Source organism: Microlunatus capsulatus (assembly GCF_017876495.1).
Classification (GTDB): Bacteria; Actinomycetota; Actinomycetes; order Propionibacteriales; family Propionibacteriaceae; genus Microlunatus; species Microlunatus capsulatus.
On the sequence record NZ_JAGIOB010000001.1, the window covers coordinates 56238 to 72840 of the forward strand.

The window sequence follows — 16603 nt, forward strand, 5'->3', positions numbered from 1 at the left end:
ACGGGGAGCGGAGGACGGGGGCGACGGGGCATCTGCGGGCGACCGATCTGGACCGTGACGGGACCGGACACCGACGTCCGGAGCAGGAAGTCCCCCGAGGACTGGATGCGGAGGAAGTTACCTCATGCGTGATGCCGTCTGCACCTTCTCGTCTCAGCCGCACGGGGGCCGGCTGGCGCGGGCGTGGCCGGATCGTTACTGTCCTGCCTGCCGGACGGGGGTCGGTCGGCTGCGGGCGTCCCGCGCCGACGTCACAACGCCAAGGGTCCCTCGTGCACTCTGCCCCCGCCTCCCGCCCCCGCGCGCTCGTCGCCCTGGTCCTGAGCCTGGCGCTCGTCCTCGCCTGGGTCGACGGCTCCGCGCGCACCGCCCAGGCTGCGGGGACCCCGGACGTCGCCCTCACGGCGGAGCTGCCGGACGGCATCCTGCTGGGCACGACGGTGCCGGTCGTGCTCACGGCCCGCAACCCCCAGGGCCCCGACGCCTACAACGTCGCCTTCCGGCTCGTCCTGCCGGCCGGGGTGGCGCTGGCCTCCGCCGAGCCCGCCGCGAGCCGCACGGTGACCGACGCCGACGGCGTCCGCACCGTCCTCTGGGACAACGTGTCCGACCTCGTGACCGGGACCACCAGCCAGGTCGTCGCCCAGGTGGCCTACAGCGACGTGCTGCCGATCGGGCCGACGGCGGTCAGCGCGGGCGCCTACGCCAGCACCAACCCGCGCCAGCTGGCCCGCTTCGACGCGGCCGGGCTGCCCGTCGCCTCGTCCTCGACGGGCTCCGACACCGAGGAGGCGACCTCGGCGCTGGTCCCGTTCAAGCTCACGAAGGACGTCCGCCGCCCCGAGAACGAGGTGCCGCGCGGGGTGCACACGCAGAAGACGGTCGTGACGCTGCGGGTGCAGAACAACGCCGTCGGCCCCTCCGGCGGGCTGAGCCTGGTCGACTACCTGCCCGCCGAGCTGGAGTTCCTCGGCTGCGGCACCGACGACAACTCGGCCGCCGGCACCGAGGAGCACCCGGGCTCGGGCCGCCTCGACGACGTCGCGCCGCCGGCGCCGGGCCACCCGTGCCCGCGGCCCTCCTCGGTCGACACCCAGCGGGTCGACCCGCCCGGGCCCCAGCCGCTCGGGATCTACACCGTCGTCCGCTGGGACAGCGCCAGCCTGGCCGCGGCCCTCGGCTCGGCCTCCCTGGCCCCCTCGGCCGCGCGGACGATCGCCTACGTGATGGGCGTGCCGGAGCGGGCCAACGTGCTCTTCGGCGCCGGTGGCCCCGGAGCGGCCGGCGGCGGCCAGGCGAGCAACCTCGACAACAACAGCGGCCCCTCGACCCGGGAGGGCGCCGAGCGCTCGGTGGTCAACCGGGCCGTCGTCACCGGGGAGTACGAGGGGGAGAGCTACACCTCCGCCAGCGCCGAGGAGGTGACGCTGGAGGACCTCGCCCTGCAGAAGTCGGTCAGCACCGACGCCATCGCCCAGGGCCGCGTCAGCACCTGGACCCTCGACCTGCAGGTCAGCGAGTACACGAGCACGGGCACCGGGATCCTCGTCACCGACACCCTGCCCGACGGCCTGTGCCCGCTCGGCGCGCCCAACCCGGACACCGAGTGCGCCGGCGGCCCCGCGCCGTCCCCGGCCTACAGCAATGCCGTCGAGAACGCCGACGGCACCTGGACGCTGACCTGGGAGCTGCCCGACGCCGAGGCCGACGACGTCCGCACGATCACGTACTCCACCCGGGCCCGCTCGGCCTACCAGGAGGACGGCACCGACGCGGCCCCGGTGCGCGCCCAGGACGCCTGGGCCAACACCGTCGAGGTCGCCGCCACCCTCACCGACCTCGACGGGCCGACCCGCGAGGTCGGCGACGCCTCCGAGGCCGGCCAGCAGGCGGGGCCGATCAGCTTCGCGAAGCAGGTGGCCGCGCCGACCGCCGCCGGCTGCGGCGACGGCTCGGGCCTGGCCTGGGCCGACGACGAGGCCCCCGGCAGCTTCGGGGTGGGCGACACCGTCTGCTGGCGGCTGGTCGCCGCCGCGCCCGAGGGCCTGGACACCACCGGCCTGGTGGTCAGCGACTTCCTGCCTGCTGGCTTCGGGTACGTGTCCTCGGCGGCCGGCGCCCGCTCCGACGTGCCGGTGCCCGACCCGGCCGTCGACGGCCGCCGGGTGGCCTGGGCGCTGACCGGGGCCGGGGACCTGGACCAGACCCAGCGGGTCGAGATCGTCCTCACCAGCCGGATCGAGAGCGTCCTGGACGCCGACCCCGACGAGCTCCAGGGCAATCTCGGCAAGCTCGTCTTCCGCAACACCGACGGCACCGTCTTCCAGCTGCGCGACGACGCCGCCGCCCGCTGGGCGGCCCCGCTGCTCACCCTGGACAAGACCGCCTCGCGCACCAGCGCCCAGGCCGGTGACCGGGTCACCTACACCCTCGTCGTGGCCAACGGCGGCAACCAGGACGTCGTCGACGTCTCGGTCCGCGACCTGCTGCCGCCGCGCATCGGCTGCGCGGGCGTCAGCGACCTGCCCGCCGGCTTCACCTGCACCGCCGGCAACCAGCTGCAGGGCACCGTCCCGGCGATCGCGGCCGGGGACAGCGTCACCCTCACCTACACCGTCACGCTGCCCGCCGACACCGGCCCGGCCGAGGCGTTCCGGAACCGGGCGGGGGTGCGGCAGTTCGACGTCGAGGCCAACAGCGGTGACGGCACCTTCACCTACGTGCCCGCCGACAACGTCGACCCGACGCTCACCCCGAACACCACCCCGGCGGTCGACGCGACCACCGTCACCTCCCGCGACGTCGCCGTGGTCAAGGACCACAGCACCGCCGTCGCCGAGGCCGGCAACAGCGCGGCCCAGGCCACCATCGGGGAGGAGGTGCGGTACACGGTGACGACGACGGTCCCGCGCGGCACCACCCTCGAGGGCGCCGCGCTGGTCGACACGCTGCCCGCCGGGCTGGACCTGCTGACGACCGGCCCGGCCCCGGTGCTGACCCTCGACGGCGCCGAGGCCCCGGGCTTCGCCGTCCTCGCCGACGACGCGGCCAACCGGCTCACCGTCCGCTACCCGACGCCCTTCGCCTCCGGCGAGGCCGACCGGGTGCTCCGGCTCACCTACAGCGCGCAGGTCCGCGGGACCGCCGCGGTCCGGGCCGGGAGCACCCTGACCAACACCGCCACGCTCGGCTTCACCCCGCCCGGCGGGACCGCCCGCACCGTGGGCGACGCCGAGGGCGTCGTCGTGGTCGAGCCCGACGTCAACCTGGCCAAGGTCGAGGACGACGTCGACAACTTCGCCAACCCCGGTGAGCGGATCACCTACCACGTCCGCGTCTCGAACGCCGGGGGCACCTCGGTGGCCCACGACACCGAGGTCGTCGACACGCTGCCCACCTCGGTCGAGCCGGTCGACGACGCCGGCGCCCGGGTGCCCGACGGCGCCCTCGTCGGCCCCGACCAGGGCCGCTGGGACGCCACCGCCCGCACCCTGACCTGGACGGTGCCGACCCTGGTGGCCGGCGCCACCACGTCGCTCGACTTCGACGTGCGGGTGGACAGCCCCGTCGTCGCCCCCACCAGCTTCACCAACACCGCCTCCGCCACCACCACCTCGCTCGCCGGGGACGTGCCGGGTGAGCGCGTCGCACCGGCGCCGACCAACGCCGCCCGCTACCGGGCGGACGCGTCCGTCGGGCTGCAGGGGCCGCGGCTGGGGCTGACCAAGGCCGTCGACCGGCCGCGCGCGGCCGTCGGGGAGGTCGTCACCTACACGGTGGTGGCCACCGTCGCCCCCGACGTGCAGACCTTCGACGCCACGGTCCTCGACACCCTGCCCGCCGGGCTGCGCTACCTCGACACCGTGGCGGCCAGCTGCACCGCACCCGTCGACTGCACCGCCACCGTCACCACCCTGCCCCCGGCCGGGCAGCGGCTCGGCTGGTTCGTCGGCGACCTCGCCCCCGGCACCGTGCCCCGCCAGCTCACCGTCGTCTACCGCGCGGTGGTGGCCGACGTCGCCGCCGCCCGGGACGGCGCCGTGCTGACCAACGCGGCCCAGGTCGACAACAACGGCACCGACAAGATCGCCGGCACCCCGACCACCCTGCCGGCCGACGCCGCGTTCGACGGCCGGACGCCCAGCACCGCCGTGAACATGACTGTCACGGAGCCGCGGCTGGTGCTGGACAAGACCGTCGCCGGCGGGGTGGACGACGTCCGCCGCGCCCGGCCCGGGCAGACCCTCGGCTACAGCGTGCGGGTCCAGAACACCGGGACCTCCACCGCGCACGACGTCGTGGTCGCCGACGCCGTCGACCGGCGGCTGCGGGCCGGGACCGTCGCCGACGGCGCCGGCTGGACCGTCACCGACGCCGACCCCTCCGACGGCACCCTCGCCTTCGCCGTGCCCACCCTGGTCGCCGGGGCGTCGCTGACCCTCACCTACACCCTCGTGGTGCCGCCGCTGACCGCCGCTGACGAGGTCGTCGCCGGGCCCGAGCTGCCCAACACCGCCGACGCCACCTACGCGTCCGCCTCGACCGCGGCCGTCGGGCCGCGGCGGGCCTACGACGACGTGACCGCCGACCGGGTCGACGTCGAGGTCGACCTCGCCGGCCTGGGGAACCGCGTCTGGTTCGACACCGACGGCAACGGCCGGCAGGACGCCGGCGAGCGCGGCCTGACCGGCGTGCCGGTCGAGGTCACCTACCTGGGCCCGGACGGCGTCGTGGGCGGCGGGGACGACGAGACCCGCACCGCCACCACCGGTGACGACGGCGCCTGGTCCCTCGACCAGCTGCCGGGCGGCCGCTACCGCGTCCGCGTCGCCGCCGCCGACCTGCCCGCGGGCTCGGCGGCCAGCTACGACCTCGACGGCACCACCACCCCGTTCAGCACCCTGCTCACCCTGGCCGAGAACCAGGTCCGCACCGACGTCGACTTCGGCGTCACCGGCACCGGCCGGGTGGGCGACCTCGTCTGGCTGGACCGCGACGCCGACGGCGTCCGCGACGCCGAGGAGCCCCCGCTGGCCGGCGTCCGGGTGGCCGTCACCTGGGCCGGCCCCGACCGCACCGCGGGCACGGCCGACGACGTCGTCCACCTCGCCGTCACCGACGCGGCCGGCCGCTGGGAGGTGCGGGCGCTGCCCGCCGGCGGCCTCGTCGTCGCGCTGGACCGGGCGAGCCTGCCCACCGGCACCGAGCCGGCCTCCGACCCCGACGGCCAGCGCGGCACCGCCGCCGACGGCACGGCCGCCGGCACCCTCGCCGCGGGCGCGTCCGACCTCGGCCTCGACTTCGGCCTGCGCGGCACCGGGTCCGTCGGCGACCTCGTCTGGCTGGACCGCGACGGCGACGGCGTCCCCGGAGCGGGGGAGCCGCCGCTGGCCGGGGTCCGCGTCGAGCTGACCTGGCCCGGGACCGACGGGCGCTACGGGACCGCCGACGACCTGCTGGTGGACAGCACGACCGACGCGTCGGGCCGCTGGCGGATCGGCGCGCTGCCGGCCGGTGAGCACCGGGTCCGGCTGGACCGCAGCACCCTGCCGCCGGGCACCGCCCCGGTCAGCGACCCCGACGGGCAGCGCGGCGCCGCCGCCGACGGAGCGGCCACCACGACCCTGGCCGCCGGCCAGGTGCAGGACGGGCTCGACTTCGGCCTCGACGGCACCGGCGCGCTCGGCGACCTCGTCTGGCTGGACCGCGACGCCGACGGCACCCTCGACGCCGGTGAGACCCCGCTGGCCGGGGTGGCCGTCGACGTCCTCTGGCTGGGCCAGGACGGCGTCCGCGGTGGGGGCGACGACGTCGGCTACCGGGCGGTCACCGCCGCCGACGGCACCTGGTCGGTGACCGGGCTGCCGGCCGGGGCCCACCGGGCCGCGCTGGACCCGGCGACCGTGCCGGCCGGCCTGGTCGCCGCCTCCGACCCCGACGGCGCCCGCGGGTCCGACGCCGACGGCGTGGCCACCGGCCGGCTGGGCGCCGGGCAGTCCGACCTCGGCGTCGACTTCGGCCTCCGAGGCACCGGCGACGTGGGGGACCTCATCTGGCTGGACCGCGACCTCGACGGCACCCGGGACGCCGACGAGCCGCCGCTGGCCGCGGTGGCCGTCGACGTCGTCTGGGCCGGTCCCGACGGCGCCCTCGGCACCGCCGACGACGTGCCCTTCCGCACCACCACCGGGGCTGACGGCCGCTGGTCGGTGGCCGGGCTGCCGGCCGGGCCGCTGCGGGTGGCCCTGGACCTGCAGACCCTGCCGCTGGGCACCGCCCTCGGCTCCGAGCCCGACGCCGTCGACGGCGTCGCGGCCGACGGCGTGCTGCTCACGACCCTCGCCGCCGGGGCGAGCGACCGCTCGCTGGACTTCGGGCTGCGGGGCACCGGCACGGTCGGCGACCGCGTCTGGCTGGACCGCGACGCCGACGGCGTGCAAGACGCCGACGAGCCGGGCCTGCCCGGCGTCGCCGTCACCGTCCGCTGGCCGGGCAGCGACGCCCGGGCCGGCACCGACGACGACCTCGTCGTCACCGTGACCACGGGAGCCGACGGCGCCTGGACCGTCCCGGGGCTGCCCGCCGGGCAGCTCGCGCTGGTCCTGGACCCGCGAACCCTTCCCGCGGGCACCCGTCCCGTCACCGACCCGGGGCAGGACCCGGCGGACGAGGCCGACGGCCGTGCCTCGACCGCGCTCGACCCGGGCGAGGACGACCGGACGCTGGACTTCGGGCTGAACGGCACCGGCACCCTCGGCGACCTGGTCTGGCTCGACCACGACGGCGACGGGACCGTGGACGGCGACGAGCCGGCGCTGGCCGGCGTGGGCGTCGACGTCGACTGGTCGGGTCCCGACGGCGTCCTCGGCACCCCCGACGACGTCCGCTACCGCGCCACCACCGACGCCTCGGGCCGCTGGCGGGTGACCGGCCTGGTCGCCGGGCCCTTCGTCGTCCGGCTCGACGCGTCGACCTTCCCGCCGGGGACGGCGGTCGTCGCCGACCCCGAGGGCGACGTCGACGGCACCGCGACCGGTCAGCTGGCCGCCGGCGCCTCGGACCTCTCCCTCGACTTCGGCCTGCGCGGCACGGGGTCGCTGGGCGACCTCGTGTGGCTGGACCGGGACGCCGACGGCACCCGGGGCGAGGCGGAGCCGGGCCTGTCCGGGGTCGCGGTCGAGGTCACCTGGCCCGGGCGCGACGGCGTCCTCGACACCGACGACGACCTCCGCGTCTCCACCACCACCTCGGCCACCGGGGCTTGGCGGGTGGCGGGTCTGCCGGCCGGCGACCACCGCGTCCGGCTGGACCCGGAGACGCTGCCGGCGGGCGTCGTGCCCGCCTCCGACCCCGACGGCCAGCGGGGGCCCGACGCCGACGGCGCCGCCGTCGTGGCCCTCGCGCCCGGGCAGCAGCGCGACGACGTCGACCTCGGCCTGGCCGGCACGGGCAGCGTCGGCGACCTGGTCTGGCTGGACCGCGACGCCGACGGCGCCGTGGACGACGACGAGCCGCCGCTGCCCGGCGTCGCCGTCGTCGTGAGCTGGCTCGGCCAGGACGGGGAGCCCGGCGGGGGCGACGACGTCGCCCAGCGCGTCCTCACCGCCCCCGACGGCCGCTGGCGCGTCACCGGGCTGCCCGCCGGGCCGTTCCGGGTCGTGCTGGACCCGGCCGGCCGGCCCGCCGGCACCGCCCCCGCCTCGGACCCGGACGGCCAGCGCGGCGAGGACGCCGACGGCGCGGCCGCCGGCTCGCTGACCGCGGGCCAGGACGACCGCTCGCTGGACTTCGGGCTGCGGGGCACCGGCACGGTCGGCGACCTCGTCTGGCTGGACCGCGACGTCGACGGCACCCGGGACGACGGCGAGCCGCCGCTGGGCGGGGTGGCCGTCGACGTCACCTGGGCCGGCCCGGACGGCGAGCTCGGCACCGCCGACGACGTGGCCTACCGCACCACCACCGGGGCCGACGGCCGCTGGTCGGTCACCGGCCTGCCGGCCGGGCCGGTCCGGGTGGCCCTGGACTTCGGCACGCTGCCGGCCGGCACCGTGCCCGCCGCCGAGCGGGACGGCGCCGCCGACGGCGTGCTCGTGACCCTGCTGGCCGCCGGCGGCACGGACCTCGGCGTGGACTTCGGCCTGGCCGGCACGGGGACGCTGGGCGACCTCGTCTGGCTGGACGATGACGCGGACGGCGTCGCCGGACCCGGCGAGCCCGGGCTGCCCGGCGTGACCGTCGAGCTCCGCTGGCCGGGCACGGACGGCGAGCCGGGCACCGCGGACGACCTCGTGCTGAGCGCGGTCACCGGGCCGGACGGCCGCTGGCGGCTGACCGGCCTGCCGGCCGGGGAGCACCGGCTGGTCCTCGACCCCGACACCCTGCCGTCGCGCACCCGGCCGGTCGCCGATCCCGACGGGGACCGCGGGGACGAGGCCGACGGCCGGGCCCGCGTCACGCTGGCCCCCGGCGCCGTCGACCTCGCCCAGGACTTCGGGCTGCGCGGCACCGCGTCGGTCGGCGACCGGGTGTGGCTGGACCACGACGGCGACGGCACCCAGGACGCCGACGAGCCCCCGCTGGGCGGGATCGCGGTGGACGTGGTCTGGCGGGGACCGGACGGCGAGCCGGGCGGGGACGACGACGTCGTGCGCCGCGCGGTGACCGACGCCGACGGCTCCTGGCGGGTCGACGGCCTGCCGGCGGGGTCCTACCGGGTCGCCCTGGACCCGGCGACCTACCCGGCCGGCACCGTGCCGGTGGCCGACCCGCGGCCGGGCGCCGTCGACGGCGAGGTCGCCCTCGTCCTGACCGGTGACGCTCTCGACCTCGACTTCGGGCTCCGCGGCACCGGCCGGGTCGGCGACCTGGTCTGGCTGGACACCGACGACGACGGCGTCCGCGCCCCCGTCGACGAGCCCGGCGTCCCCGGGGTCACCGTGCAGGTCACCTGGTCCGGCCAGGACGACGTGCTGGGCACCGGCGACGACCTGGTCGTCACGGTGCGGACCGGTCGGGACGGCGCCTGGGCCGTGGCGGGGCTGCCCGCCGGACGGCTGGACGTCCGGCTGCTGGCCGTCCCGGAGGCGCTGACGCCGACGTCGGACGAGGACAGCGGCACCGACGAGCCGGACGGCGTCACCGTGGTGGTGCTGGCGCCCGGCGAGGAGCACCTGACCGCCGACTTCGGCGTGCTGGCGGCCACCGGCGTCGGCGACCGCGTCTGGCTGGACCTGGACGCCGACGGCGAGCAGGATGCGGGCGAGCCCGGCCTGCCCGGGGTGCGGGTCACCGTGACCGCGGCGGGGGCCGACGGCGAGCTGGGCACCGAGGACGACGTGGAGCGCACGACCACCACCGGTCCGACCGGCGCCTGGCGGGTCACCGGCCTGCCCGGCGGACCGACCCGGGTGGCGCTCGGCGACGGGCTGCCCGCGGGCGTCACGCCCACCGCCGACGCCGACGGGCTGGACACGCCCGGCGTCAGCGTGGTCCGGCTGGTCCGCGGCGAGGTGGACGACGCCCAGGACTTCGGCTACGTCGGGCCGGGCCGGCTCGGCGACCGGGTCTGGGTGGACGTCGACCGCGACGGGGTGCAGGACGACGGCGAGCCCGGCCTGCCCGGCGTCCTCGTCCGGGTGACCTCGCTCGGGGCCGACGGCGCCCCGGACGGCGGGGACGACGTCGTGGTCGAGACCGTCACCGACGGAGACGGCCGCTACGCGGTCGGCGGGCTGCCGCTCGGCGAGCACCGGGTGGAGGTGGCCGGCGGCGTGCCGGACGGCTACGCCCCGACCGCGGACGAGGACGCCGAGGCCGACGGCCGCACCTTCGTCACCCTCGACGACGAGCCGCACCTGAGCGCCGACTTCGGCTACGGCGGCTCGGGCGCCCTGGGCGGCCTGCTCTGGTTCGACCTGGACGCCGACGGCACCCGCGACGAGCCGGCCGAGCCGGTGACGCCCGGGGTCCCGGTCGAGGTGGTCTGGGCCGGTCCCGACGGCGTCCTCGGCACCGGTGACGACGTGGCCCTGGCCACCCGGACCGGCACCGACGGCCGCTGGCGGCTCGACGGGCTGCCGCCCGGCCGCTACCAGGTGCTCGTCCCGCCGGCGGCGCTGCCGCCGGGGGTGGCGGTGGTCTTCGACCGCGACGACGGCACCGAGGACCCCGACGGCGTCTGGACCGGCGACCTCGGCCCGACGCAGGAGCGGCTCGACCTCGACGACGGACTGCGCGGCTCGGCGACGCTCGGCGACGAGGTCTGGGTCGACCAGGACCGCGACGGCCGCCGCGACGCCGGTGAGCCGGGCCTGCCCGGCCTGGCCGTGACGGTGACCTGGCTCGGCGCGGACGGCGTCCTCGGCGGGGACGACGACCTCGTCTTCCCGACCACCACCGACGACGACGGCCGCTACCGGGTCGCGGGGCTGCCGGGCGGGCGCTACCAGGTGGTGCTCGACGGCGCCGGGATCCCCCGGCCGTTGAGCGCCTCCGCGGACCTCGACGGCGGCGACCCGCTGGTCACCGCGGTGGAGCTCACCGCCGGCCAGGTCCGTGACGACGTCGACTTCGTCGTGGTGCCGCCGGAGCCCGAGCCGGTGCCGGTGCCGCAGCCGGGCGGGTCGGACCCCTCGACCGGGTCCGGCGTCTCCGCCGGCGGTGACGACGACCGTCCCGGCGGGCTGGGCCGGACCGGCTTCGAGGGCAACGGCATCGCCCTCGGCGGCCTGCTGCTCACCGCCGCCGGCGCCCTCCTGCTGGGCTGGCGCCGTCGGCGGAGCGGGGGCGACGCGGGCTGAGCCGCCGCGGAGCGGAACAGCGGGGAGACGACGGGTCCGGACCAGGTCCGGGCTGCCGTCTCCCCGCTGTTAGGGCGGAGAGCTTCAGCCCGGGCGAGTGCTGAAAGGGTGCACCGCCCGGGGCCCGATCCCTGCCCCTTCTCAGCACTCGCTGCCGGCGCGGGCCCCGGAAGCGCAACTGCGGGCGGACGGCACCTCCGGGGCGGTCCGGGCTGCCGTCTCCCCGCAGTTGCGGCCGGAGAGCTTCGGTCCGGGCGAGTGCTGAAGGGGTTCACCGCCAGGAGCCCGACCCCTGCGCCTTCTCAGCACTCGCTGCCGGCGCGGGTCCTGGAGCGCAACTGCGGGCGGACGGCACCTGCGCGCACGCCCGGCCTGCTGTCTCCCCGCAGTTGCGGGCGGAGAGTTTCAGCCCGGGCGAGAGCTGAGAGAGTGCACCTGCTGTCTCCCCGCAGTTGCGCGCGGAGGGCTTCAGCCCGGACGAGTGCTGAACGGGTGCACCGCCCGAGGCCGGGTTCCCGCCCCTTTTCAGCACTCGCTGCCGGCCCGGCCCCGGGAGCGCAACTGCGGGCAGACGGCACCTCCGGGTCCGTCCGGGCTGCCGTCTCCCCGCAGTTCCCGCCGCCGGGTCAGACCTCGCCGCGCGCCCGGCCGGCGAAGGGGCCGCCGTGGCCGAAGACCTGGGCGGCGAAGCGCTCGCCGATCCGGCGGTGGGCGTCGGGGCCGGGGTGCAGGCCGTCGGGCAGCGGCAGCTCGACGGCGTCGTCGGGCCCGTAGAGGGCCGTGCCGTCGAGGTGGTGCAGGTGCGGGTCGTCGGACCGGCGCTCGACGAGCGAGCGCAGCTCCCGGCGGACCACCTCGAGGGTGAGGGCGCCGCGGGCGACGGCGGCGGGGTCGCCGGTCGCGGTGAAGCGCACCTGGTCGGTCCCCAGCGTCGCCGGGTCGACCGCGCAGGGTCCGGGCGTCGTCTCGTGGATGCCGCAGAACAGCGGGGAGACGAGCAGCAGCGGCGTGTCGGGGTGGCCGTCGCGGATGGTGTCGAGGAAGCCGTGGACGGCGGGCACGAACGCCCGCAGGACCATCGCGTCGAGGTTGACGACGTTGATGCCCAGCTTGACGCTGATGACGTCGGCCTCGGTGTCGCGGATGACCTGGGCCAGGAACGGGTCGACCAGCGCGCTGCCGCCCAGGCCGAGGTTGACCAGGTCGGCGCCCGCGGTCCGGGCGGCGACGACGGGCCAGGTGCCGGTCGGCGTCGCGGCGTTCGACCCGTGGCTGATCGAGGACCCGTGGTGCACCCAGCGCGGGCCGCGCGCCCGCTCCTCCGCGACGGGGGCGTCGGCGCGGAGCTCGACGAGGTCCAGCGCCTCGTTGTGCGGGAGCCAGATCTCGACCCGCTTGAGCCCCTCGGCCAGCCCCCGCAGCCGCGTGGTGTGCGGCGGCCCGGCGTGGGCGGTCGTCGCCCCCGTCGCGAGGTCGACCTCGACGACGTCGCCCTGGCCCAGCACGTCGCGGGTGACCAGGACGTCGTCGACGAGGACGTCGAGGGCGCCGCGGGGGCGCTCCGCACCGCGGTAGGCGACCCGGGTGGGGTGGGTGACGAGGTCGACGGCGGTGGCGGTGGTGCGGAAGGCGATCCGGGCGCCGGCCGGCTGCCCCTCCACCGCCAGCAGCTGGCCGTCGGGGTAGCGGTCGCGGACCCAGCGGGGCAGCCGGTGCGGCCGCAGGCCCCGCTGCGTCGGCTGCAGCTCGGCGACGCCACGGACCAGCGCGGGGGTCAGCGGCACCGGGGCCATCCGGTCGGGGGTCGAGGCGGCGGTCGGAGAAGGGAGGGCGCTCATCGGGGTGCTCCTGCGTCGGGGGTGGTGGGCCAGTGGCGGACCAGGGTGTCGAGCGCGGTGAGGGCCCGCGCCCAGGAGACGTCGGTCGCGGGCGGGCGGTGGGCGAAGGCGCCCGACCGCTCGAGGGCGAGGAAGCCGTTGACGGTCGCCCCGAGGAACCGGGTGACGTGCACGAGCTCGTCGTCGGGGAGCCCGTAGCCGCGCAGCACGGCGGTGGTGAGGGTCGCGACGCGGACCGCGCCGGGCGAGCCGGCCGTCGAGGGTGCGGCCGGCTGCTGCAGCGCGGCCCAGCGGCCGGGGCAAGTGCGGGCGAAGTCGCGCTGGGCCTCGGCCAGCCCGACGAGCGCGTCCCGCTCCGAGCGCCCGGCCACCGCGGCCGCGATCCGGTCGGCCAGCTCGTCGAGGGCCAGGGCGTGCACGTCGGCCAGCAGCTCGGCGCGGTCCCGGACGTGGTTGTAGAGGCTCGCGGCCTGGACGTGCAGCCGGCGGGCGACCGCCGACAGCGTCACCTGCTCGAAGCCCGACTCGTCGGCGAGGTCGGCGGCCGCCGCGACGACGGCGGCCCGGGAGAGGTGGGCGCGGGGCACCCGCCAAAACTAACACATGTAGTTTGCGCCGACGGCCCGTAGTCTCAGGCGAGCCGCACCACGCTGACGTCGGACAGGAACCCCGGGAACCCGGGCGCGCGCGTCCCCGGCCAGCGCAGCACCAGCCCGGCGGGACCGGGGGACCAGGCGTCGTCCAGGACGGCGTCGACGGCCGCGCCGGCGCCCTGGGCGTGCAGGCGGACCGTGGTCGTCGTCAGCACCGCCGAGAGCTCGACGACGCCCTCGGCCCCCGGCGCGACCAGCGGCACCGGCGACGTCACCGGGACCCCCAGCACGACGCCGGTGGCCCCGTCGACGTAACGGCGGGCCTCCAGCCGCCCGTCGCGGGCGACGACGACCAGCAGCGCGTCCTGACCCTCCGCCGGGCCCTCGACGAAGCGGCGCTCCATCGCGTCGCGCAGCAGCACGAAGCCCGCGTCGTCGGCCTGGTCTTCCGACGGCCCGAAGTGCACCCGCAGCGCGACCCGCACGGGACGCTCGACGACGCCCGCCCACGGCGCGCGGGCGTAGGTCGGGACGCCGGTCGGCTGGCTCCAGCCCAGCCCGCGGCCGGCCAGCCGGATGGGCGGGTCCAGCACCTCGACGCCGGGGGAGCGGTAGGGCGCGCCCATCCCGAAGGGCCGGACACCGTCGCCGAAGGGGTCGCCGGACTGGACGGGGACGGCGTGGGTGGTGAGCCAGGCGTCGTCGGAGAACAGCCCGTCGCAGGCCAGGGCAAGCGGCGTCGTCGCCTCGGCCGTCGTGCCCACGGTGAAGCCGACGACCCGCAGCCCGGCGGCCTGCAGCGCGCGCACCTCCGCCGTCGTCCAGCCGGCCAGGTCGGCGCCGACGAACCCGATCCCGGCGCCCGTCAGCGCCTCGGCCGGCTGCGCGGGAGACCGGTGGGAGAGGAACATCGTCGCGATCCCGGCGGCCGCGACCTGCTGCGCGATCGTCCAGTCGAAGGTCTGCGCCAGCACGGACGCCTCGAGCCCGCGGCGGACGATGCCGTCGACGAAGGCGGTGGCGCCCGCCGGGTCCTTGAGCTCGGGCACCAGCACGACCCGCCCGCCCCACCGGTCCAGGACCTCGTCCCACAGGATCGGCCGGCCCTCGCGACCCCCGGGGATCGCCGGCCGGATGCGGGCCGTCGTCCACTCCGCGACCGACTTCGTGCTGACGTGACCGCTGCCGATCCCCGTCATCGTGCGGTCGACGGTGGCGTCGTGGCACGAGACCAGGGTCCGGCCGTCGGCCAGCAGCTGCAGGTCGAACTCGGGCACGAAGCCGGACGCGACCGAGCCCTCCTTGGCCTCCCAGCTGTTCTCGGGGTAGATGTCCGGGCCGCCGCGGTGGGAGATGGTCAGCGGGAACACGAGGTCGGCGACGCGGGTCGTCCGAGCCGGTGCTGCGGGCGCGTCCATGCCCCATGGGTAGCAGACGCGAGCCCCTCAGACCGGGAGCCGACCCCGCGGGTAGCCGCCGTTGCTGAAGAGCCGCTGGCCGTTGACCCACGCCCCGCGCGGGGAGAGCAGGAACCGGACGAGGTCGGCGGTGTCGGCGGGGGTGCCGAGCCGGCCGGTCGGCTGCTCGGCCAGGCCGGAGGCGCGGACGGCGTCGTCCATCCAGCCGGTGTCGACCGGACCGGGGTTGACGACGTTGGTCCGCAGGCCGCGGTCGCCCAGCTCGTGGGCCGCGGCCAGCACCAGGCGGTCGAGGGCGCCCTTCGTCGCGCCGTAGGGCAGGTTGCCGACGGTGTGGTCGCCGGTGAGGGCGATCGCCGTGCCGCCGTCGGGGCCGAGCTGGCGGGCGAAGGCGGCCAGCAGCAGCCAGGGCGCGCGGACGTTGACGGCGTAGTGCCGGTCGAAGCTCTCGACGGTGGTGTCGAGGACCCCGGACGCGACGCTCTCGCAGTGCGACATGACCAGGGCGTCGAGGGGGCCCACGAGCGCGGCGGCCGTGCCCACGAGACCGGCGGCGGCGTCGGGGTCCTCCAGGTCGGCCTCCAGCAGGACGACGCGGGTGCCGCCGGCGCGGAGCTCCTCGGCGAGCAGCTCCGGGTCCTCGGGCGCACCCGCCAGCCCCAGCCGGCGGTCGTAGGCCGACCACCAGGTCAGGGCGAGGTCCCAGCCGTCCTCGGCCAGGCCGCGGACGAGGCCCGCCCCGATCCCGCGACGACGTCCGACCCCGGTCACCAGCGCTGCACCCACCCGCCCATCCAACCGCACGCTCGTCGGGGACCCGTCGAGAAGGAGGTCCGGAGCCCTTCTCGCGGCCCCCGGCCGGGACAGCCTCCTCCTCGACCGCGGGCTCGGGAGCGAAGGAGCTGCGGTGCTCTCGTGCTCAGGCGCTCTCGCGCCGCACGACGGTGTGGATGTCCGAGCCGGGGCGCACGGGGGCGGGCCGCCCGTCGAGCCGGCGGGTGATCGTCTCGGCGATGTAGCCGGCTACGGCGCCGGTGTCGCGCTCGACGGTGGTGAGCGCCGGGACGGCGACCGCGGCGGCGGGGATGTTGTCGACGCCCACGACGGCGAGGTCGGCCGGGACCTCGAGCCCCGCCCGGCGGGCCCCGGCGAGGAGGGCGAGGGCCACCTCGTCGTTGTAGGCGCAGATCCCGGTGACGCCGGCGTCGGCCCAGAGGCGGACCGCGGCGGCGGCGCCCTCCGGCTCGACGGGCACGGTGCGGACGACAGGCTGGTCGAGGCCGAGGTCGGCGCAGGTGTGCCGGACGCCCTCCAGGCGCGGGGTGGCGAAGCCGACCAGGCGGGGGTCGTCGGGCCAGGCGTAGCCGAGCCGCCGGTGGCCGGCGACCGCCAGGTGCTCGGCCTGCAGGCGACCGGCGCGCTGCTCGGGGAGGTTCATCGCCCGGTCCTCGCCGCGGTCGCCGAACAGCGCGACGGCCAGCTCGATGCCGGCGCCCTCCAGCCGGCGGGCCTCGGCCTCGTCGAGCTCGCCGAAGCTGACGACGGCGGCCGGGGTGAGCGCCTTCCAGACCTCCGACACCGGCCGGCCGGCCGAGAGCGGGTGCGTGACGAAGGTGAGGCCCTCGGCGGCCAGGGCCGTCGACAGGTCCTCGATGAGGTGCCCGACGCTGGGGCCGATCGGCCAGTCCGGCAGCAGCAGCAGGACCACCTCGGAGTGCCCGCTGCGCAGGGCGCGGCCGGCGGCGGACGGTGTGTAGCCCAGCTCGGCCGCGGCGGCCAGGACGCGCTGCCGCGTCGGCTCGGGGATGGCCTGGTGCGGTGTGTTGTTCAGCACGTAGCTGACCGTGGCCCGGGAGAGCCCGGCCAGGCGGGCGACGTCGGCCCCGGTGGGACGGCGCGGGCGTGCTGCGCGCGGTCCGGCCGAGGGGGCCTGCGGGGCGTCCGTTGCCATGGCC

At 77.5% G+C, this 16603-nt stretch carries 6 protein-coding genes; 1 reads left to right on the plus strand and 5 read right to left on the minus strand.

All coding sequences use genetic code 11. The annotated features are described in order from the left end of the window. The first annotated feature begins 272 nt into the window (after positions 1-272). A complete protein-coding gene (locus JOF54_RS00315; RefSeq protein ID WP_210051911.1) occupies positions 273-10799 on the plus strand; it encodes an SdrD B-like domain-containing protein in 10527 nt (3508 codons plus the stop codon). Positions 10800-11425: 626 nt separating this feature from the next. Here JOF54_RS00315 and JOF54_RS00320 read toward each other — a convergent pair. The 5 genes from JOF54_RS00320 to JOF54_RS00340 form a co-directional block, all read right to left on the minus strand. Next, a complete protein-coding gene (locus JOF54_RS00320) occupies positions 11426-12637 on the minus strand; it encodes an SGNH/GDSL hydrolase family protein (protein WP_245357908.1) in 1212 nt (403 codons plus the stop codon). Next, a complete protein-coding gene (locus tag JOF54_RS21685; protein ID WP_210051913.1) occupies positions 12634-13224 on the minus strand; it encodes a TetR/AcrR family transcriptional regulator in 591 nt (196 codons plus the stop codon). Before JOF54_RS21685 ends, JOF54_RS00320 begins: the two co-directional genes overlap by 4 nt. Positions 13225-13268: 44 nt before the next feature. Continuing rightward, complete coding sequence (locus tag JOF54_RS00330) at positions 13269-14648, minus strand: glycerophosphodiester phosphodiesterase (RefSeq protein ID WP_210051915.1); 1380 nt, start codon at positions 14646-14648, stop codon at positions 13269-13271. Positions 14649-14675: 27 nt separating this feature from the next. Further along, a complete protein-coding gene (locus JOF54_RS00335; RefSeq protein ID WP_210051917.1) occupies positions 14676-15434 on the minus strand; it encodes an SDR family oxidoreductase in 759 nt (252 codons plus the stop codon). A gap of 133 nt (positions 15435-15567) precedes the next feature. Next, on the minus strand, positions 15568-16599 hold the full coding sequence (locus JOF54_RS00340) for a LacI family DNA-binding transcriptional regulator (protein WP_210051919.1): 1032 nt from the start codon (positions 16597-16599) through the stop codon (positions 15568-15570). Positions 16600-16603 lie beyond the last annotated feature (4 nt).